This window comes from Rahnella woolbedingensis, assembly GCF_003602095.1.
Lineage (GTDB): Bacteria > Pseudomonadota > Gammaproteobacteria > Enterobacterales > Enterobacteriaceae > Rahnella > Rahnella woolbedingensis.
In genome coordinates this window covers 19,406-39,211 of the sequence record NZ_RAHH01000008.1, presented here as the reverse complement: position 1 = coordinate 39,211, position 19,806 = coordinate 19,406, and the positions used below count along the sequence as shown (strand labels likewise).

Annotated in this window: 18 protein-coding genes and 1 pseudogene; 14 read left to right on the top strand and 5 right to left on the bottom strand. The window is 50.3% G+C overall.

What is annotated here, in order from left to right:
* Window positions 1–49: 49 nt before the first annotated feature.
* The 7 genes from D6C13_RS08130 to D6C13_RS08100 all read left to right on the top strand — a co-directional run bounded on the left by D6C13_RS08130 (window position 50) and on the right by D6C13_RS08100 (window position 5,656).
* On the top strand, window positions 50–667 hold the full coding sequence (locus D6C13_RS08130) for a TetR family transcriptional regulator (protein ID WP_120132280.1): 618 nt from the start codon (window positions 50–52) through the stop codon (window positions 665–667).
* On the top strand, window positions 660–995 hold the full coding sequence (locus tag D6C13_RS08125) for an SMR family transporter (RefSeq protein ID WP_120132279.1): 336 nt from the start codon (window positions 660–662) through the stop codon (window positions 993–995). Before D6C13_RS08130 ends, D6C13_RS08125 begins: the two co-directional genes overlap by 8 nt.
* A 35-nt stretch (window positions 996–1,030) precedes the next feature.
* Window positions 1,031–1,897 (top strand): helix-turn-helix domain-containing protein, encoded by an 867-nt coding sequence (locus tag D6C13_RS08120; protein ID WP_120132278.1) that lies wholly within the window; start codon window positions 1,031–1,033, stop codon window positions 1,895–1,897.
* A 93-nt stretch (window positions 1,898–1,990) separates the two neighbouring features.
* The gene (locus D6C13_RS08115) at window positions 1,991–2,404 is read left to right on the top strand and encodes a hypothetical protein (protein WP_120132277.1); all 414 of its coding nucleotides are present in this window, start codon (window positions 1,991–1,993) and stop codon (window positions 2,402–2,404) included.
* A 159-nt stretch (window positions 2,405–2,563) separates the two neighbouring features.
* Entirely contained in the window at window positions 2,564–2,752 is a 189-nt protein-coding gene (locus D6C13_RS08110; protein WP_120132276.1) for a hypothetical protein, read from the top strand.
* 608 nt (window positions 2,753–3,360) lie between these two features.
* Window positions 3,361–4,515, top strand: coding sequence for a porin OmpC (ompC, locus tag D6C13_RS08105; RefSeq protein WP_120132275.1), 1,155 nt, complete (start codon window positions 3,361–3,363; stop codon window positions 4,513–4,515).
* Window positions 4,516–5,170: 655 nt separating this feature from the next.
* Window positions 5,171–5,656 carry an RrF2 family transcriptional regulator gene (locus D6C13_RS08100; RefSeq protein WP_120132274.1) on the top strand — a complete coding sequence of 162 codons (486 nt, stop codon included), beginning with the start codon at window positions 5,171–5,173 and terminating at the stop codon, window positions 5,654–5,656.
* Between the two features lie 88 nt (window positions 5,657–5,744).
* Here D6C13_RS08100 and oqxB read toward each other — a convergent pair whose 3' ends face one another.
* Window positions 5,745–8,897 carry a multidrug efflux RND transporter permease subunit OqxB gene (gene oqxB, locus D6C13_RS08095; RefSeq protein ID WP_120132273.1) on the bottom strand — a complete coding sequence of 1,051 codons (3,153 nt, stop codon included), beginning with the start codon at window positions 8,895–8,897 and terminating at the stop codon, window positions 5,745–5,747.
* A 16-nt stretch (window positions 8,898–8,913) separates the two neighbouring features.
* Window positions 8,914–10,137, bottom strand: coding sequence for an efflux RND transporter periplasmic adaptor subunit (locus D6C13_RS08090; RefSeq protein ID WP_425272703.1), 1,224 nt, complete (start codon window positions 10,135–10,137; stop codon window positions 8,914–8,916).
* Between the two features lie 358 nt (window positions 10,138–10,495).
* Between D6C13_RS08090 and D6C13_RS08085 the strand changes: the two genes are divergently transcribed.
* The 3 genes from D6C13_RS08085 to D6C13_RS08075 all read left to right on the top strand — a co-directional run bounded on the left by D6C13_RS08085 (window position 10,496) and on the right by D6C13_RS08075 (window position 12,684).
* Window positions 10,496–10,852, top strand: coding sequence for a helix-turn-helix domain-containing protein (locus tag D6C13_RS08085; protein ID WP_120132272.1), 357 nt, complete (start codon window positions 10,496–10,498; stop codon window positions 10,850–10,852).
* Window positions 10,853–11,224: 372 nt separating this feature from the next.
* Window positions 11,225–11,986 (top strand): 2-dehydro-3-deoxy-D-gluconate 5-dehydrogenase KduD, encoded by a 762-nt coding sequence (gene kduD, locus D6C13_RS08080; RefSeq protein ID WP_120132271.1) that lies wholly within the window; start codon window positions 11,225–11,227, stop codon window positions 11,984–11,986.
* A gap of 59 nt (window positions 11,987–12,045) precedes the next feature.
* Window positions 12,046–12,684 (top strand): RpiB/LacA/LacB family sugar-phosphate isomerase, encoded by a 639-nt coding sequence (locus D6C13_RS08075; RefSeq protein WP_101079130.1) that lies wholly within the window; start codon window positions 12,046–12,048, stop codon window positions 12,682–12,684.
* A 69-nt stretch (window positions 12,685–12,753) separates the two neighbouring features.
* Here D6C13_RS08075 and D6C13_RS08070 read toward each other — a convergent pair whose 3' ends face one another.
* Both D6C13_RS08070 and D6C13_RS08065 read right to left on the bottom strand, forming a co-directional pair.
* Window positions 12,754–13,074, bottom strand: coding sequence for a cupin domain-containing protein (locus tag D6C13_RS08070; protein ID WP_120132270.1), 321 nt, complete (start codon window positions 13,072–13,074; stop codon window positions 12,754–12,756).
* A 3-nt stretch (window positions 13,075–13,077) separates the two neighbouring features.
* A complete protein-coding gene (locus D6C13_RS08065; protein WP_120132269.1) occupies window positions 13,078–14,259 on the bottom strand; it encodes an oligogalacturonate lyase family protein in 1,182 nt (393 codons plus the stop codon).
* A 281-nt stretch (window positions 14,260–14,540) separates the two neighbouring features.
* On the opposite strand from D6C13_RS08065, the gene proP reads away from it, so the two are divergent.
* From proP to D6C13_RS26185, 3 genes are all read left to right on the top strand, one after another.
* Window positions 14,541–16,043 (top strand): glycine betaine/L-proline transporter ProP, encoded by a 1,503-nt coding sequence (proP, locus tag D6C13_RS08060; protein ID WP_120132423.1) that lies wholly within the window; start codon window positions 14,541–14,543, stop codon window positions 16,041–16,043.
* Between the two features lie 134 nt (window positions 16,044–16,177).
* Window positions 16,178–17,659, top strand: coding sequence for an alpha-amylase (amyA, locus tag D6C13_RS08055; RefSeq protein WP_120132268.1), 1,482 nt, complete (start codon window positions 16,178–16,180; stop codon window positions 17,657–17,659).
* A gap of 461 nt (window positions 17,660–18,120) precedes the next feature.
* The gene (locus D6C13_RS26185; protein WP_425272702.1) at window positions 18,121–18,480 is read left to right on the top strand and encodes a helix-turn-helix domain-containing protein; all 360 of its coding nucleotides are present in this window, start codon (window positions 18,121–18,123) and stop codon (window positions 18,478–18,480) included.
* A gap of 75 nt (window positions 18,481–18,555) precedes the next feature.
* On the opposite strand, the pseudogene D6C13_RS08045 reads toward D6C13_RS26185, so the two are convergent.
* Window positions 18,556–18,714 (bottom strand): annotated as a pseudogene (locus tag D6C13_RS08045) (class I fructose-bisphosphate aldolase); the annotation flags it as partial.
* Between the two features lie 228 nt (window positions 18,715–18,942).
* On the opposite strand from D6C13_RS08045, the gene D6C13_RS08040 reads away from it, so the two are divergent.
* Window positions 18,943–19,806: a MurR/RpiR family transcriptional regulator gene (locus tag D6C13_RS08040; RefSeq protein WP_120132266.1), complete on the top strand. Its 864-nt coding sequence runs from the start codon at window positions 18,943–18,945 to the stop codon at window positions 19,804–19,806.

Below are 19,806 nucleotides of genomic sequence, written 5' to 3'. Positions count from 1 at the left end.
CAAGTGTTGGCATTATCCTCTATCTGCCTACTCTGCTTCGGATTTCTCTGTGGTTTATCTGTGTAAAGAAGCACGCCGCAATACCATCCTGGAAGCTGCTGCGCGAATTGCCCGCCGTGAGGGACTGGCCGCGACGACTGTCCGTCGGGTCGCACAAGAAGCCGGGGCTGCAACAGGTCAGGTTCATCACCACTTTTCCAGCGCCGCTCAGTTGCGGGCGCAGGCTTATACGCAGGTAATGAAAATCCTCAAAACCCAGCTTGAGGAAAAGTCTCTGACGCTGACCGCCCGCGAACGGCTAAATCTGTTGCTGGTTGATCCGCAAGACGAAGGATCTCTGATGGCAATCCCGCTGTGGCATCAGGCCATGTTGCTGACCGAACAGGACCCGCTGATCAAAGACGCCTTTGCGCTTTCAGTGGCTGACTGGCATGAGCTGGTTTCTGATGCCATCCGGTTTGGCAGACAAAAAGGGGAGTTTGTGCATGGCGAACCGGCTGAATATATCTCCTGGCGCCTGATTGGCCTGAGCAGCAGCATGGACGCCATGTCACGACTGGAAACCCTCGGGCTCAGCGCGACCTGCGCGCAATACAACCTCGGCCGTGCCATTGAAAATGAGCTGTATACCCGGAAGTCGTGCAGTAAGGAAGCATCAGATGTTTAAAACATATTTACTTCTCGGGCTGGCTATCGTGGCCGAAGTTATTGCAACCAGCTGCCTGAAAAGCTCCGAAGGATTCACCCGTTTATGGCCAAGCGTCATTACGCTGCTGGGCTATACGATCGCCATCTTCTTATTGTCTCTGACTCTGAAAACTCTGCCGACCGGTATTGCTTATGCCATCTGGTCAGGTGTCGGCATTGTTCTGGTCTCTGCTATTGGTTGGTTTGGTTACGGACAAAAGCTGGATACTCCGGCGATCATTGGCCTCGGGCTTATCATCGCGGGTGTCATCGTAGTGAACGTGTTTTCAAAATCTGTTGCGCACTAATCCGCGCGACTTTATAGCAGCACCGGGAGTTCATTTTGCAGAGCGAACAAAAACCTGATTTTCACGATGACTTGATCAAAGAGTTACTCTACTGGATCGAAGTCAACTTAAGTGACCGTCTGACCATGGAAAAAGCCTCGAAAAAAACCGGCTATTCTCCGTGGTATCTTCAGCGTTTGTTTAAAAGTAAAACGGGTTACGCACTGGGCAAATACATTCGTGACCGCCGTCTGACTATGGCGGCGATCGCGTTACGTCTTACCAATATGCCGATCCTCGATATTTCGTTGTATTACTCTTATGACTCGCAGCAAACATTCACACGTTCATTCAAAAAGAACTTTGCAGAAACACCGGGAATGTACCGTCGCAACGCGTCATGGACCATGAACGGCATCACGGCACCGCTGACTGTCGATGAATTTCCGCAACCCAAATATGAAATTGTCGATTTGCCGGAGATGGCGTTCGAAGGGGAAACGGTTATCCATTCGTATCCGATAGAAGCGTTATTCAACAGTAAAAACCACGTCCACCGTGCCGGTTTACTGCGCTATCTTGAAACGCCGGAATCCCTGCTGGCACCGGTTTGGGGGCTTTCAGATTGTCGTCCTGATACTCAGGATGAAGTCGCCAACGCCTTGCAGATGGAATACACCGTGGCGCATCAGGTCGGACTGAGCGATAACCATTCTATCCTGGTACCGGCCAGCCGTTATCTGAAGATCAATTATCCGTACGATCTCGGCCGTCTGAATGACTTTATCCTGTATCTCTATTCGGTATTTTTACCGACGCTGGGGCTGGAGTTCATCATGCAGCCGGATCTCGAAAAATATTCGCGTGAATCCGCGCTTAACGGCGTGACCTGCGAATACTATATCCCGCTGGGGCAACTCTGAGTGAATTTGGGCGGGGATGTACCGGCGTCGAAAAGAGAGGCTGGCAGACGATAACCTCGGATTGCTTATCCCCGTCGAAGGGTGGATAGAAAGATGAACCATACAGATGTGATTGCTTTTCGCGAGCGTCTGAGCGCGCTTGTACGTTCATTACAAATTGCACCACAGGTTGCAGAAAATCAGGTGCTTGACCGGATGGCGCTAAACTTTCGGAAACTGCTCAACTTTTTTGCAGAAGATTATGCCGCTACGGAACAGGCCTTTTTGTTACCTCCGCAGGCACAGGAAACGCAAAGGTTGTTGTGTGACCTGATGGCTGAAAATCTGATAGTCAGTCAGCAGAATAAACTGTTTCGCGAGGATATTCCGGCCATGCTGATGGCACAATGCTTTACCGGCATTCTGGTACAACTGGCACAGACGCGGGGCGATCCGAAAGTGCGTCATGAGAACAGTCTTGCCTGCGCTAAACTGTTCTGTGAAGGCGTCTGGCCCGGAAAGTGTTAGTTCAAAACTTCATAAAGAAAGCATAAATCGTTGGTTCTGTTTGCACAAAGAAAAAGGTTAACTGAAGGTATTCCAGCAGAAGATACCGTCTGCTACGAGTCTGAAAAGCTTGCTCTAAAACAGCTTTAAACAGAAAACCGTGAATAACCGGAGGCCTGTATGTCAACGACCGCACAAAATACTGAACACCGTTCTTTATGGCAGCGCATTACTGGGCGTAAGCCACATCAACATACTGAAGAGATGGCGCAGGACACATCGCGTCTGCTGGAGAGTTTTCTGGCGACAGGTTGTCTGTACGGTATCGATGTGGGGAACAGTGATCCGGCCTGGTTTCGCCGCGCCTGATCGCTACACACGCTTAATGCGCTTTAGCTACTGGAATGAGCTGTGCGATTAGCCTCACTTTCTCCTGATAGTATGATGTGTTGTCCCCTGAATAACGGGTGTTGCCCTTGTGCATGGCACAGTGCCAGCCTCCTTTGTGAAGGTTGTTGTGGGAAGTCTCTCTGACCTCGTCGTAGAAATTTTAGTTCTCTCTCAATTGTTGAGCCCATAACTTTCGCCGGTTATGGGTTTTTTTATGAAAAAAAAGCCCCGCAATCAGGCGGGGCAAAAATATAAAGCCGCTAACAGGGGTCGCGACATGACTCATGAAGTTAAAACCAAGGAAGGGAAAATTGAATTCCGGTGATGATGCCAGAACTCGGAAATTAAATTATCACAATATATTGCATCACTATAAATATAAATTTCATATGCATGTTGTTTATACATTCATGCTGAATATTGAAATATCACACTGAAATAATTAGCAATGAATAATAAAACCAAAACAGATAATTTATCTTCTGAACCACGGAACTATATAGGTAGTATTAATGCGAGCTCTGACTCATTGATTATGTATATATAATAAATTTAAACATTCAATTAAATGATAAAGGAATGACGTCATGAAATTAAAAGCACTGGCCCTTATTATTCCAGCATTACTGGTCGCAGGCGCTGCTCATTCAGCAGAAGTTTATAATAAAGACGGCAATAAACTTGATCTGTACGGTAAAGTCGACGCACGCCATCAGTTTTCTGATAACACGGGTGATGATGGTGATGAAACGTACATTCGTGTTGGCTTTAAAGGCGAGACTCAAATTACTGACCAGCTGACCGGTTACGGCCAGTGGGAATACAACGTTCAAGCCAACAACAGCGAAAACAATGGTACCAGTGGCAACGCTACGCGTCTGGGCTTTGCAGGTCTGAAATTCGGCGACTACGGTTCGTTCGATTACGGCCGTAACTACGGCGTGTTATATGACGTAGAAGCCTGGTCAGATATGTTGCCAGATTTCGGTGGTGACTCATATTCCTACACCGATAACTTCATGGCGTCACGTGCAAACGGTGTTGCAACCTATCGTAACAATGATTTCTTCGGCGCAGTCCAGGGGTTGAGTTTTGCTCTGCAATATCAGGGGGCTAATGACGGCAGCAACAACACTGAAGATACCAATTTCAATGCTAATGAAGGTACGAATAATCACCGTGACGTCCGCCATCAGAATGGTGATGGTTTCGGGTTATCCACTGCCTATGATTTTGGCATGGGTCTGACTTTAGGTGCTGCATTCACTTCGTCTGACCGTACCAATGAACAAGTCAACCATACTACTGCTGGCGGTGACAGAGCGAATGCCTGGACTGTTGGCGCTAAATATGATGCTAACAACATCTATCTGGCCACCATGTATTCAGAAACCACCAATATGACTCCATACGGTGATGGCGATACAGTAGCAAACAAAACTCATAACTTTGAAGTGACAGCGCAATACCAGTTCGACTTCGGTCTGCGTCCGGAAGTGTCTTACCTGCAATCCCGTGGTAAAAGTCTGAATGCAAATACCGGTCGTACAGCACCAGGTAATGACGATACTCAAGATTTGGTCAATTATATTTCAGTAGGCTCTTACTACTACTTCAACAAAAACATGTCTGCTTATGCTGAATATAAAATCAACCTGCTGGACAAACACGATGACTTCTACGAAAACAACGGTATCTCTACCGATGACGTCGTAGGTGTTGGTATGGTTTACCAGTTCTAATATTGTTATCTGAATAGACAACAATGAATATTATTCAGCCCATCTCCGGATGGGCTTTTTATATTAAACAGGTTATTTGTCGCCGACTTGTTAATATTATATTGATAAGTCTAATCATAAAAACACTCTTCTGTTTATCCTTTGTGCGCACAATCCTTTTCACTCGACGCGGTCAGCTTGTTTAGACATACCCCAGGAATAACCACAGCAACAAAAACAACCCCACCCTAGACCAGAACATTCAGTAAGAACCTCATCACCATTCCCTGCCAAACAAAGTGTCAGAATAGTCTCGGCTAAGACCACAAAATTCTAAAGGGTACGATCAGTTTTGGCTGATTGAGCGCTTTTACCGATCGATGAATATCATGTTATATTTTGGTTAAGTAATGGAGGCTATTTCCGTTTAAAAACCCGGCAATTCCTTGCCTGATCCTGCTTGGTTTTCTTACAAGCGCTTGAATTTAAAGAGGTGGAAAGGGGATTTGGCAAGGGTTAATTATTAAGCGATTTGTGCTCTACATGATTGAAATCTATTGATAAATCACATGTACAATACGCAGGGTTTTTGTTATATTATTGACCAGATCACGGACAGGGTAATTCCTCTGTGATACGGTGTTTTACCTAAGACTTGGTTTCTCAGGACAATGACATGTTAGATTATCGCTTTCCGACAGCTATGCAGATGGTGTTTTGTATCGCTCAGTCCCAAAAGGCTGACCAGCGCTGCACCAGTGCGATTTTAGCAACGGGTCTGGAAGCCAACTCCAGTTTTATCCGCAAACTGATGGTGCCGCTGACGCAACACGGCATTATCGTTTCCACGCTTGGCCGCACCGGCTCGATCACTCTGGGTCGCCCGGCGCAAGAGATTTCCCTGCGTGATATTTATTGCGCGGTGATAGAAGACAAGCGCCTGTGGGCTGCGCGTCCCGATGTTCCGGCACGCTGTGTCGTCAGCGCCAATGCCTGTATGTATTTCAAGAATATCGTCAACGAAGCTGAAGAAGCGTCGCTCCAGGTTCTGGCGCGTCACACTGTGGCAGATGCACTGGCGGAATTCGAGCGCGGTGGCAAGTACAAATGCACTAAAGACTTAGCAGCGGAATACGCAGACAGTTCGCTCTGTTCCAAATAGCGTTCAGCCATTTTCTGTTAGACATCTCAGAAAAAGCACATAAAAAAGCCGGGATAATCTCCCGGCTTTTTGCATTCAGATTTTCAGATCACACGGTCTGTGTTTCCAGCACCGTTTTCTTGCGGGTCACCAGCTTACGCAGTGCCACATAAAACACCGGCGTCAGGAACAGGCCGAACAGCGTCACGCCCAGCATACCGGAGAACACGGTAATACCAGTGACACCGCGCACTTCCGCACCGGCACCGTGTCCCAGGATCAGGGGGATAGTCCCTGCGATAAACGCAATCGAGGTCATCACGATAGGGCGCAGACGCAGACGACATGCCTCAAGAGCCGATTCAACAATCCCTTTACCCTGCATTTCCAGTTCACGGGCAAACTCGACGATAAGAATCGCGTTCTTACAGGCAAGACCCATCAACACGACCAGCCCGACCTGTACGAAGACGTTGTTATCGCCACCCGTCAGCCAGACGCCAAACAGCGCAGACAGCATGGTCATCGGAACGATCAGAATAACCGCCAGCGGCAGTGTCCAGCTTTCATACAAGGCAGCCAGCACCAGGAACGCCAGCAGTACCGACATCGGGAACACAATCAGCGCGGCGTTACCCTGTGTGGACTGCTGGTAACTCAGATCCGTCCATTCAATATTCATCCCATTCGGCAGCAGGTTTTTAGACATCGCAGTCAGTTCCGTCATCGCCTGTGCAGAAGACAGTACGCGCGGGTCAGCGTCACCAATCAGGTCAGCCGCCGGATAGCCGTTATAACGGATAACAGGATCAGGCCCGTAAGTGGTGGTGATATTCAGCATGCTGCCGATCGGCACCATTTCGCCTTTATCGTTACGTGTACGCAGATTAGCAATATCTTCCACGGTGTCACGGAACTGACCATCGGCCTGCGCCATCACTTTCCAGGTACGGCCAAAACGGTTGAAGTCATTGATATACGACGAACCGAGATAAACCTGCAACGTGCTGAACAGATCATCGAGCGACACACCCTGAGCTTTAGCCTTATCGCGGTCAATGTGCGCGTCAAGTTGCGGCACGTTAGCCTGATAAGACGAGATCGGATAACCCATGCCAGGCGTTTGCATAATCGCACCGGACATCGTATTGATTGCCGTCTGCAACGCGCCATAACCCAGCCCTGCGCGATCCTGCACATACAGGGAATAGCCTGAACCCTGACCCAGCCCGAGGATTGGTGGTGGCATAATTGAGAAGGCGAAACCTTCCTGAATCTGCGAGATCTTGGCGTTAATTTCCGCGTTAATCTCCGCCGCTGTCCGCGTACGTTCGCTCAGTGGTTTGAGTGCGAAGAACACCGTGCCGGTATTTGGCGTATTGGTGAACTGCAACGCATTCAGACCGGGGAAGGCCACCGCATCAATCACACCGTCAGTGCTCAGCCCCATCGCGCTGATTTTGCGGATCACCGCATCAGTACGCGACAGCGAAGCCCCTTCAGGCATCTTCACGCCGGCGATCAGATACAGTTTATCCTGCGTCGGTATAAAGCCACCCGGCACCGCTTTAAACATAAACGCCGCTGCGCATAACAACAGAACGTAAACACCAAACACCGCACCACGACGACCCAGCGTTTTCGACACCGCGCTCTGATAACGATGAGAACTGGCATTAAAGAAACGGTTGAACGGACGGAAAATCCAGCCGAACAGACGGTCAATCAAACGCGATGGCATATCTTTCGGTGCGCCATGCGCTTTCAGCAATAACGCCGCCAGTGCAGGGGAGAGCGTCAGCGAGTTGATTGCGGAAATTACGGTAGAAATGGCGATAGTCACCGCAAATTGCTTGTAGAACTGGCCGGTTACGCCGGACAGAAACGCCATCGGCACAAACACCGCACACAGCACCAGCGCAATCGCGATGATAGGGCCGGAAACTTCCCGCATCGCCTGATGCGCCGCCTCTCTCGGGGCGAGTCCTTCCTCGATATTTCGCTCGACGTTTTCCACCACTACAATGGCGTCATCGACGACTATCCCTATCGCCAGAACCAGCCCGAACAGGCTTAAGGTATTGAGCGAGAACCCGAGCAGATACAAAATACTGAACGTCCCGATCACTGAAATCGGCACGGCCAGAAGCGGGATGATTGACGCACGCCAGGTTTGCAGGAATAAGATAACGACCAGCACCACCAGAACCACGGCTTCGAGCAGCGTATGGACAACGGCGCTTATCGAATCACGCACAAATACCGTCGGGTCATACGGCGCACGCCAGCTCATCCCTTCCGGGAAACGGGTAGCCAGTTCAGTCATCTTGGCGCGCACAGCGTCCGATAAATCAATAGCATTAGCGCCCGGCGACTGGAAGATACCAATACCCACGGCATCTTTATTATTCAGCTGTGAACGCAGCGCATAGCTGCCGGAGCCCATTTCGATACGCGCCACATCCCGCAGGCGAACAATTTCGCCATTATCACCGCTTTTCAGAATGATTTTGCCGAACTCGTCTTCGTCTTTAAGACGTCCCTGCGCGTTAATCGACAGCAAATAATCGCTGTCTTTGGGCATTGGCTCTGCACCCAGCTGACCGGCAGAAACCTGCACGTTCTGCTCCTGCATGGCTTTCACCACATCAGAAGCCGTCAGGCCACGGGCGGCAACTTTGTTCGGGTCCAGCCAGACGCGCATGGCATATTCGCCTGCACCAAAAATCTGGATCTGTCCGACACCCGGCAAACGTGCCAGCTCATCTTTCACCTTCAACGTGGCGTAGTTGCTCAGATACAGGGAGTCATACTTGCCGGAAGGGGAAACCAGATGCACCACCAGCGTTAACGTTGGCGATTGTTTCTGTGTGGTCACCCCCTGACGGCGTACATCTTCCGGCAGACGTGCTTCCGCCTGCGCCACACGGTTTTGCACCTGAACCTGTGCCTGATCCGGATCAGTTCCCGGACGGAACGTCACGGTTGTCACCAGCACGCCATCAGAACCGGCCACCGATTTCATGTACACCATGTTTTCAACGCCGTTGATGGCTTCTTCCAGCGGCGTCGCCACGGTTTCCGCGATCACTTTCGGGTTGGCCCCCGGATATTCGGCGCGCACCTGCACGCTCGGCGGTACGACATTGGGATATTCACTGACCGGCAGCAGCGGGATGGCGATTGCCCCGGTAACCAAAATCAAAATCGACAAAACAGCCGCAAATATAGGCCGGTCGATGAAAAAACGGGAAAAGTCCATGATTCAGGATTCTCTTTTATTGAACGGCAGCAGGAGAAGGAGCGGAAACATTGGCCGCCATGCTGACGGTTTTGGCATTCACCGGCATTCCCGGCATAAATACTTTCTGCACGCCATCGATGATCACCCGGTCACCGGCTTCCAGGCCTTTTTGCACGATACGTAAGCCGCCGGACATCCTGCCGACTTCCACATCGCGACGCTGGGCTTTACCGTCTTTATCGACCACATACACAAACTTGCGGTCCTGATCGGTCAGCACGGCTTTATCATCCACCAGCATCGCGCTGAACTGTGCGCTGCCCGGCATCTGAACTCGGGCGAATAATCCCGGCGTGAAAGTACGGTCGCGGTTATCGAGCAGGGCGCGCATACGGATAGTGCCGGTACCGGAATTGAGCTGGTTATCGGTGAAATCCACGACGCCCTGATGTGGATAACCGTTTTCGCCGACTAATCCCACGTGAACCGGCAAACGATTCTGCGGGTTGTCATTAAATTTTCCGTCACGGGCCAGCGCCTGATAACGCAGGAAAGTGCCTTCATCAACGTCGAAATAGACATAAACGGTATCGAGTGAAACCAGCGTCGTCAGGACACTGGCGCTGTCACCGGCGGTCACAAGATTTCCTGATGTGATCATCGCACGGCTGGCACGGCCATCAATCGGCGAAATCACGCGGGTGAAATCAAGATTCAACTGCGCCATATCCAGCTGTGCCTGAGCGGCCAGCACATCAGATTGCGCCTGCGATGCCGCAGACCGACGCTGCTCGGCGATTTCTTTTGATACCGCCTGCGTACCCATCAGCGCCTCGGTACGTGCCGATTCACTTCTCGCCAGACCGGCCTGATTGCGCGCACGAACCAGCTCTGCCTGAGCCTGTTCCTGTGCCGCCCGGTAAGTGCGGTCATCAATGGTGAATAACACCTGACCCTTTTTCACTTCCTGACCTTCCTGATAATTCACCTTATCGATATAACCGGATACCCGTGGCCGCAGTTGTACGCTTTGTACCGCCTCCACACGTCCGTTAAACGCATCCCACTGGCTTATAGATTTGATCAAAACATCTGCGGCGCTGACCTGCGGGGCAGGCGGAGCCGAATTTTGTGCCACGCTGTTATCACACCCGGCAAGCAGGGCAACCATCAGCGCGATCCCTGAAAGACGCAACGTCAAATGCGTACCACCGGAGCGGCCGCGTGCAACAACCTGTGATTTTTGCAGGTTCATCATTATTTTTATTTCCAGTGAGTAAGTGCTGTCAGGCAATACACCGGCCTGTCCGCCGGGTAACGTCCTTTGCCTGATCTGACTTTTTTGGGACTTGTGCCGTTCATCAGCACAATAATGTATCAAATACTGATACAATTGATTCGAGGGGATTGTAAGGATGCGCCTACTAAAGTGCAAGAATTACTGTTACACTTTTTGTGCTATTTTACAGAATGTTTACTTCGGGGTAGGTGACTATCCGGTAACGGCAAATTAAATGCAATAGTAAAACTTGCATTTAAACAAAAACTACGTCAGTTTATAAAAAGACGAGTCGCCCTCGGGGCGCACAAACAAAAAAATAAGCAGGAGATTGCCCATGAGAACCGAGGATTTCATTCACGACCTGATCGACTGGATCGATCACAATCTGGAAGAGCGACTGGATATCAAAACTGTCGCCAAGCGTGCAGGGTATTCACGCTGGTATCTTCAGCGGATGTTCAAAGAGCATACCGGACTGCCAATGGGCGAGTTCATTCGTGAGAAGAAACTGAAGAAATCTGCGGATATGCTGGCCAGCAGCGGCGAGCCGATTGTCAGCGTGGCGATTTCGCTGGGCTTTGACTCGCAACAGTCTTTCACCCGCAGTTTCAAACGTCAGTTCGGTCAGACACCAGGCGACTGGCGCCGCGGCCTCAATATGGCCACGGAATGTCAGGGCAGCCTGCACTAAAAAACACTTCCGCTTACCCTGTAAGCGTGTACCGCTGGCCCGGCTTCCCTGCCGGGCAGTGAAATCTGATTTTCTCTCCCAGTCTCACTCTCCCTTTGATTTCCTGACGTTCTCCGTCGCCTTCATCCTGCTTTTCTCATCATTTAATGATGTACCTTTCAGGCATCCGCACAGCGGTATTCCTCAGGACGTGATCAACTCAACAAAAATCAACACCAAAGTTTATATAAATTGAAATGATGTTTCATTTTGTTGAGTTGCGCGGATTTTCTCGCTAGACTCTTTCCATGACTCAGGAGCCGGGCAAAGCCCGACAACCAAAAAATCCTACGGAAAAGCGCATTCGCCTCCGTTTTATGAAAAGGAAACATCATGATTCTGGATAATTTTTCTCTGAAGGGGAAAGTCGCGGTCGTCACCGGCTGTGATACCGGTTTAGGCCAGGGTATGGCCATTGGTCTGGCAGAAGCAGGCTGTGACATTGTCGGCATCAACATTGTGGAACCCGCTGAAACTATCGAACGCGTCGGCGCAACAGGGCGTCGTTTCCTGAGCCTGACTGCCGATCTCAGCGATACCAAAGTCATTCCGGCGCTGCTCGAACGCGCGGTGGCCGAAATGGGTCATATCGATATTCTGGTCAATAACGCCGGGATCATCCGCCGTGAAGACGCCATTGATTTCAGTGAAAAGAACTGGGATGACGTCATGAATCTGAACATCAAATCGGTGTTCTTCATGTCCCAGGCCGTTGCTAAACAGTTCATTGCACAAGGCACTGGCGGCAAAATCATTAACATTGCGTCGATGCTTTCTTATCAGGGCGGCATCCGTGTGCCTTCCTACACCGCATCGAAAAGCGCCGTAATGGGCGTCACGCGTCTGCTGGCAAACGAATGGGCGAAACACAATATCAACGTGAACGCCATCGCGCCGGGATACATGGCGACCAACAACACCCAGCAACTTCGCGCCGATGAAGCGCGCAGCGAAGAAATTCTGGGGCGCATTCCGGCTGGCCGCTGGGGCTTGCCGGCTGACCTGATGGGGCCGGTGGTTTTCCTGTCTTCTCCGGCGTCCGACTATATTAATGGCTACACGATTGCCGTTGATGGCGGCTGGCTGGCACGTTAATTATTGTTCAATAATCACCGACAGCAGCGGGTCAAACCGCTGCCCAAAGAGGAAATCTCATGAAAATTGCATTGATGATGGAAAACAGTCAGGCCGCTAAAAACGCGATTATCCTGAAAGAACTGAACGCAGTGGCATCTGAGAAAGAATATCCGGTGTACAACGTGGGCATGTCTGATGAGCAGGACCACCACCTGACTTACATCCATCTGGGCATCATGGCCAGCATTCTGCTTAATTCCAAAGCGGTTGATTTTGTGGTGGCGGGTTGCGGGACAGGTCAGGGCGCGCTGATGTCGCTTAACATTCATCCGGGCGTTAACTGCGGTTACTGTATCGATCCGGCGGATGCTTTCCTGTTCGCACAAATCAATAACGGCAACGCTTTGTCACTGCCATTCGCTAAAGGTTTCGGCTGGGGCGCAGAACTTAACGTGCGTTTCATCTTCGAGAAAGCCTTTACCGGCGTGAAAGGTCAGGGCTATCCGGCAGACCGTAAAGAACCTCAGGTGCGCAATGCCGGTATTCTGAACCAGGTGAAAGCCGCGGTTGTGAAAGAAAACTATCTCGATACGCTGCGCGCTATCGATCCGGAACTGGTGAAAACCGCTGTCACCGGCGAGCGTTTCCAGAAATGTTTCTTCGAAAACTGCCAGAACAAAGAAATCGAAAACTTTGTGCGTGAAATCCTCGCGTAAGAGTTGGTTTTCAGATGACAAGAAAACCGGTGCTCAAGTGGCACCGGTTTTCTTTATGGCAGAAAGCAGTTATAAAAAATCCATTCTTTGTGGAGTGAAGGTATCCAGTAACACACCTTTCTCCAGACATACGCATCCATGCATGATGTACGGCTTTTTATACAGCGTATCTCCCGCGCTCACTTCGTGAGTTTCCTCACCGATAGTGAATTTAAAGCGACCAGACAACACATAAGTCAGTTGCTCATGCACATGGTTATGCATCGGCCCGACCGCGCCTTCCTCGAAATACACTTCAACGGCCATCATGCTGCCGTCATGCGCCAGAACGCGACGGCTTACACCATCGCCTAAATCCTGAAGGGGGATATCTTTTTTAAATACAAACATCAGTTAGTCCTTTCTTAACGAGCTGAGCAGGGCATCCGGAATTTCTGCCAGATACAGCGCCGGCAGGCCTTCATAATCGGTGGTAAACAACACGTGGCGATCGTCGGGCGAGAAGGAAGGGTGCGGATGCGTCACCTGACGGTCGCCATCAAGCACCCGCCAAGAGCTGTTATGCGCAGCAAGCGGGGCATGCTGGCGGGTTCGGGCATCAAAAATATACAGCCACGGATCGTTTTCAATCGTATGACTGGCGGTATCTTTCACATCTACCGGCGCACCGGAACCGTCACCGACCAACAGCGTCCCGTTTTCATTGCTCATCAGATGTGAACAGGCAGGCATAGTCATCAGACAAATATCTTCGCCGGTTTGCGGTTCATAACGACGGATATGGCGGTCTTGCTGGCCTTTCAGATAAGACACATACATCAGTGCGGATCCGTCCGGCACCCAAAATTCATGCGTGCAGCTTTCCCCCCGCGCATGTTCTTTCACCTTGCGCACATTGCTGCCATCTTCATTCACCAGCCACATACGGGCATCCACCAGGTCATGCGGGCCTTCATGGCAGAACGCGACGGTATTGTCGTCAAACGGACGATAAATCGGGTGTCCGAGCCACTCATTTTTTTCGTGTATTACGCGTGATTTGCCGCTGATCAAGTCCACACGCAGCAGGCGGCAGTGCGGATTACTGTGATAAAACTCCTGAAAGATTTTCCAGTCAGATAACGGCGTCCAGTCTTCACGGCTGATTTCGATACCGACCAGACTGGTGCATTCGCTGTTGGCGACCCATGTTCCGTAACCGACCCAATCTTCCGGCACCGTATAGACGGTTTTCTCGCTGAAATCAGCCAGCTTCACGCGTTGCAAACTCCGCTCATTTTTCACGTAATAAAGATACTGATCGTCCGGGGAAAGGAAGCCGCCAAAGGTATTGTCACCTTTGCCTTCAGTCAGCTGAACCGCCTTCTGCGTTTTCAGATCCAGCAGATAGTAATTGCGGTTGCCATCAAATTCACCGGCAAACAGCAGCTTACCGCCATCGCGGGTAAAGCATTTCTGATAAAAATAGTTGCGATGGCAGAGAACATCCGGCGGTGTCAGACGTGTTACGCGCGCGCCGGTCTGTGCATCCTGAACGGTGTGGAAATTGAATTGAATCTGAGAACCTTTCGCCATGATTCACCTCATAAGTGGCAATAAAATCAGCCGTATCTGGGCTTCCTTTATTAATTGAAATGCAATTTCATTAAATTGAAAACACATTACCACTTACCGGCGTACTCTGACGGTGCTGCTGTTAAAAATGCAACATTGATCACATTTTTCACTTCTGTAAAAAACATTCTATAATGTCATAGTTTCGTAAATAACAATTATTACCCTATATAGATCAAGGGTACTGAACAAATACCTCACGCTTTACACAGTGAAGTTATTTTAGAAAAGGGATGTACATGATTAGATTGAGAAAAAAACGCATTAAACCAATGCATATTAACGATATAACCATCATTGACGATTCCAAACTTAAGAAGGCAATCACCGCAGCAGCGCTAGGTAACGCGATGGAGTGGTTCGACTTCGGTGTGTACGGTTTTGTTGCTTTCGCATTGGGCCAGGTGTTCTTCCCTGGCGCTGATCCGGGCATTCAGATGATTGCCGCACTGGCCACGTTCTCCGTTCCATTCCTCGTCAGGCCTCTGGGTGGTCTGTTCTTTGGTGCGTTGGGCGATAAGTTTGGCCGTCAGAAAGTGTTATCCGTCACCATCATTATCATGTCGGTCAGTACCTTCTGTATCGGCCTGATCCCCGGTTACGCCACCATCGGCATCTGGGCGCCAATTTTACTGTTACTGGCCAAACTGGCGCAGGGCTTTTCTGTCGGTGGTGAATATACCGGCGCAGCGATTTTCGTTGCGGAATATTCTCCGGACAGAAAACGCGGCTTCCTCGGTAGCTGGCTGGACTTCGGCTCTATCGCAGGTTTTATCCTCGGCGCGGGCGTGGTAGTACTGATTTCCAGCATTGTAGGTGAGACCAACTTCCTGGAATGGGGCTGGCGTATTCCGTTCTTCATCGCCGCACCGCTGGGCCTGATCGGTATCTACCTGCGTCATGCGCTCGAAGAAACCCCGACTTTCCAGCAGCACGTCGATAAAATCGACAGCGATTCACGTAAAGATATCGCAGAACCGCCTAAAGTCTCTTTCCGTGAAATTCTGACCAAACAGTGGAAACCGCTGATTGTCTGCGTCGGGATGGTCATCGCCACCAACGTCACCTACTACATGTTGCTGACGTACATGCCGAGCTACCTGTCGCACAGCCTGCATTACTCGGAAGATCACGGCGTACTGATTATCATCGCCATCATGGTCGGTATGCTGTTTGTCCAGCCGTTCATGGGTTTGCTGAGTGACCGCTTTGGACGTAAACCGTTCGTTATCATCGGCAGTATTGGCCTGTTCATCCTGGCAATCCCTTGCTTCATTCTGATTAACAGCGGCGTAGTCGGGCTGATCTTCGCCGGACTTCTGATCCTGGCCGTATTGCTGAACTGCTTCATCGGCGTCATGGCCTCAACGTTGCCTGCAATGTTCCCGACGCATATCCGCTACAGCGCGCTGGCCATTGCTTTCAACATCTCGGTGCTGATTGCCGGTCTGACGCCGACTATCGCCGCCTGGCTGGTAGAGGCTACCGGCAACCTGTACATGCCTGCTTACTACCTGATGGTCGTGGCAGTTATCGGACTGGTCACCGGTATCTTCATGAAAGAAACCGCTAATCGCCCGCTCAAAGGCGCGACACCGGCTGCTTCCGACCGCGCAGAAGCGAAAGAAATTCTTCAGGAACATCACGACAATATCGAACAGAAAATCGAAGATATTGATGCGCAGATTGTTGAACTTGAAGCCAAAAGAAAGAACCTGACTGCGCAGCATCCTGATATCGACTGATCATAACGCCGCGTTATCTCCAGGCCGGTCACTTCGCTGACCGGCTTTTTTTTGCCTCATTTTCCACCTGTTACCGCATTTTTTCCTATCTTGCTCCATACTTCATTTCCCGGTCATCTGAATGGAAATCCTGTATGCAGAATCCTACGTTGTTTCAGTTCTTCCACTGGTATTACCCGGACGGCGGCCAGCTCTGGCCGGAAATTGCCGAAAAGGCCGAATGGCTGGCACAAACCGGCATCACTGCCGCCTGGCTACCCCCTGCGTATAAAGGGGATTCCGGCGGGTATTCGGTCGGTTATGACACTTACGATTTATTTGATTTGGGTGAGTTTGAGCAGAAAGGAACGCGCGCAACAAAATATGGCGATAAAGAGGGCTTACTGGCCGCCATCAACGCGCTGAAATCTCAGGGACTGGGCGTGATCCTCGACGTGGTGCTCAACCATAAAATGGGTGCGGATGAGAAAGAGCGCGTGCAGGTGAACCGCGTCAATATCGACAATCGTGAAGAAATCAGTGACGACATCATTGAGGCCGATGCCTGGACGCGTTTTATCTTCGCTGCCCGCAACGGTCAGTATTCAAAATTCGTCTGGGATTATCACTGCTTCAGCGGCGTCGATCACATCGAAAATCCTGATGAGCAGGGCATCTTCAAAATCATCAACGACTACACCGGCGGCGGCTGGAACGATCAGGTCGATGACGAATTCGGTAACTATGATTACCTGATGGGCGCCAACGTCGATTTTCGCAACAACGCGGTCAGCGAGGAACTCAAATACTGGGCACGCTGGATGCTGGAACAAACCGGCTGCACCGGATTCCGCCTTGATGCGGTCAAACACATTCCGGCGTGGTTCTACAAGGACTGGATTGACCACGTCCAGAACGTGGCACAAGATCCAATTTATATCGTGGCGGAATACTGGTCGCATGATGTTCCGACGCTGCAAAATTACATTGAGCAGGTCGAAGGTAAAACCATGCTTTTTGATGCGCCATTGCAGCTGAACTTCCATCACGCATCAAAGCAGGGCGCGGATTACAATCTGAGCCAGATTTTTGACAATACGCTGGTGGCAGCCGACCCCGCGCACGCCGTCACGCTGGTGGCTAACCATGACACCCAGCCGTTGCAGTCACTGGAAGCGCCCATTGAACCCTGGTTCAAGCCGCTGGCCTATTCGCTGATCCTGCTTCGCGAACAGGGCGTACCAATAGTCTTTTATCCGGACTTATGCGGTGCGAGTTACGAGGATGCAGGCGATGACGGTAACAGTTACACCATCGACATGCCGGTGATCCCGGGGCTGGAAACCTTAATCAAAGCACGGCAAACTCATGCATGGGGCGTTCAGATCGATTATTTTGATCACCCGAACTGTCTGGCGTTCAGCCGCAGCGGAACCGCGGAACATCCGGGCTGCGTGGTTGTGATGTCAAACGGCGAAGCGGGCGAAAAAACTATCGAACTGGGCGATAACTTCGGGCACAAAAAATGGCATGACCTGCTGGATAACCGCCAAGAGTGTGTCGAAACTGACGAAAAAGGTTCCGCCGTATTCTTTTGTGCAGCAGGCAGTGTCAGCGTCTGGGTGCTGACGGAGTAGGTCGCAGCATGGTAAAAACCAAAGGCCAGCACTCAGGGCCTTTGATTCTCGGATTAAAAACCACGAAGTAATGAAGATCTTAAAAGCAAACAGGTTTTTAGTGTAAAAGTAGACCCGAAAAAATTTTGAATATCACCATTAAGTTAGTAATATCAGCCACAAGCCTGCAGGAGGATAACAGGCACCATTAATTATTTTAATAAGCTGAAGCCTGTCATGTTAAATATTTTTTTTGATGACCCGAATGTGGCATATCGTTACGGCATGGAAATTTTTCTGATGCAGATATTTTCTCTCGAAAAAAAATACCCGTACAGATCTCTGATCTGACTGAAGACAATATTTCTGCTGCGAACATTATCGTTAAAAGATTCAGTGCCGGTGAAAGTACTCTCTGCCAACCTCTATTTCAGCAGCGTAATTCGCACAGCCTGATTATTGCAGTATACGATTCCCGCACAGTGCCTTTCGTTTCAGACTTACCTTTATGCATTACTAATATTATTTTTGTTAACCGCAAGAGTTCACTGGACAGCATCAGAAAACGGGTGTTAACAGGCTGGGCAAACCACACAACAGGTACACCTGACCAGCTGCCACGTGACTGTGCCAACTGCCGGCAACCCAGGTTATCTGCCAGGGAGTCCAGCGTCGCCTCGCTATTTCACGCAGGTAATGATGTCGTACACATTGCCAGAGAATTGCAAATGGCAGAGAAATCTGTCAGCGTACACAAAAGAAATATCATGAAAAAGTTCAGTCTTAAATCGAATTCTGAATTAATCAGCTGCCTGAAATTAATCAAAAACAAAATATTCTGAACCGACATAAAAAAGCCGGAAGGTGACTCCCGACTCGCACACTTATTCAGCTAAACTAATATTTCTAAAATAACATCAGACAATAGTGACTTTCTTGTCCAGACAGACATCCTGCACGGCATTAATTAATGCCACACCGCCAGAATTAATTAAACCCGCGCGCCCCCTATAACAGTTTGCCAGCTGATAACGCCCCCGAACGATAGGATGTTCGGTCGTCAGTTTGGTGTACACGCTGAGCAGTGAATGAAATTTACTGACCCCATACTTATCGTCCGCTTACCGGCAATTTGTGTAACAACGTTTGCGGAATTGCGTGCGGAATCTGTATTTCCATTTAAGCAAATTTCAGTGGAAAAGGGGAAGGGGACGCCAGCGAAACACTTCTTATGACGGTATTTGCAACAGTGCCTGAAATGGTACAAAGTACCACTTATTTATCTTCACTATCTGAGACGTACCATGGCCTTGTCCATCGACATTATCTCCTGTATCACCGACCGCTTTGTGGAACTGACCGCTACGGAAAAGCGTATCGCGCAATTTATTCTCGACGATGTTCAATCCGCCACAACACTGCCGATTGCAGAAATGGCACGTCTTACCGGGACAAGCCAGGCATCCATTACCCGCTTCGCCCGCGCAATTGGTTGTAAAGACGTTCGGGAACTGAAAGTGAAGCTGGCCCAGTCGCTGGCCGTCGGGCAACGCTTTATTCTTGACGTTCCCGACCTGGAAGGGGTGCAGGGAATTTATGAAACTATCATCAACGTGCTGGATATCAATCGCCGCGCGCTAAACCCGCAGTTATTGAAGAAAGCCGTGGATTGGCTGAGTGGGGCCCGACAAATACTGGCCATTGGCATGGGCGGCGGTTCAACGATTTGTGCTCAGGAGGTGCAATTCCGTCTGTTCCGCCTCGGCCTGCCGGTCGTCAGCCAGAGCGACGGTCTTCTGGTGCGCATGATGTGCTCCGCCGTCGCGCCAAACGACGTGGTGCTGGTGTTGTCTTTGGGGGGCTACACGCAGGAGATCATTGAGAGCGCGGTAATCGCGCGACAATACGGTGCGAAAGTTATCGCCATCACTCCGGAAGAGACACCGCTTGCTGCCAGTGCCGATATAGTTTTGCCGCTGATCGTGCGTGAGAACGACTACATCTTCAAACCGAGTACGTCGCGCTACGCGATGCTGGCGATGATTGACGTGCTGGCAACAGAGCTGGCTATGGCCAACAAGAGTCAGGCCAAAGACCGGTTGCGTCGCATTAAACTGGCGCTGGACAGCCATCGCGGCGGCGTTGACCGCCAGCCGCTGGGAGATTAG

Coding starts and splice junctions, on each gene's coding strand:
- ompC (WP_120132275.1), top strand. CDS start 3,361: ATGAAATTAAAAGCACTGGCCCTTATTATTCCAGCATTACTGGTCGCA.
- amyA (WP_120132268.1), top strand. CDS start 16,178: ATGCAGAATCCTACGTTGTTTCAGTTCTTCCACTGGTATTACCCGGAC.
- D6C13_RS08090 (WP_425272703.1), bottom strand. CDS start 10,137: ATGATGAACCTGCAAAAATCACAGGTTGTTGCACGCGGCCGCTCCGGT.
- D6C13_RS08100 (WP_120132274.1), top strand. CDS start 5,171: ATGTTAGATTATCGCTTTCCGACAGCTATGCAGATGGTGTTTTGTATC.
- D6C13_RS08125 (WP_120132279.1), top strand. CDS start 660: ATGTTTAAAACATATTTACTTCTCGGGCTGGCTATCGTGGCCGAAGTT.
- D6C13_RS08085 (WP_120132272.1), top strand. CDS start 10,496: ATGAGAACCGAGGATTTCATTCACGACCTGATCGACTGGATCGATCAC.
- D6C13_RS08070 (WP_120132270.1), bottom strand. CDS start 13,074: ATGTTTGTATTTAAAAAAGATATCCCCCTTCAGGATTTAGGCGATGGT.
- D6C13_RS08075 (WP_101079130.1), top strand. CDS start 12,046: ATGAAAATTGCATTGATGATGGAAAACAGTCAGGCCGCTAAAAACGCG.
- D6C13_RS08065 (WP_120132269.1), bottom strand. CDS start 14,259: ATGGCGAAAGGTTCTCAGATTCAATTCAATTTCCACACCGTTCAGGAT.
- D6C13_RS08040 (WP_120132266.1), top strand. CDS start 18,943: ATGGCCTTGTCCATCGACATTATCTCCTGTATCACCGACCGCTTTGTG.
- D6C13_RS08110 (WP_120132276.1), top strand. CDS start 2,564: ATGTCAACGACCGCACAAAATACTGAACACCGTTCTTTATGGCAGCGC.
- kduD (WP_120132271.1), top strand. CDS start 11,225: ATGATTCTGGATAATTTTTCTCTGAAGGGGAAAGTCGCGGTCGTCACC.
- oqxB (WP_120132273.1), bottom strand. CDS start 8,897: ATGGACTTTTCCCGTTTTTTCATCGACCGGCCTATATTTGCGGCTGTT.
- D6C13_RS08115 (WP_120132277.1), top strand. CDS start 1,991: ATGAACCATACAGATGTGATTGCTTTTCGCGAGCGTCTGAGCGCGCTT.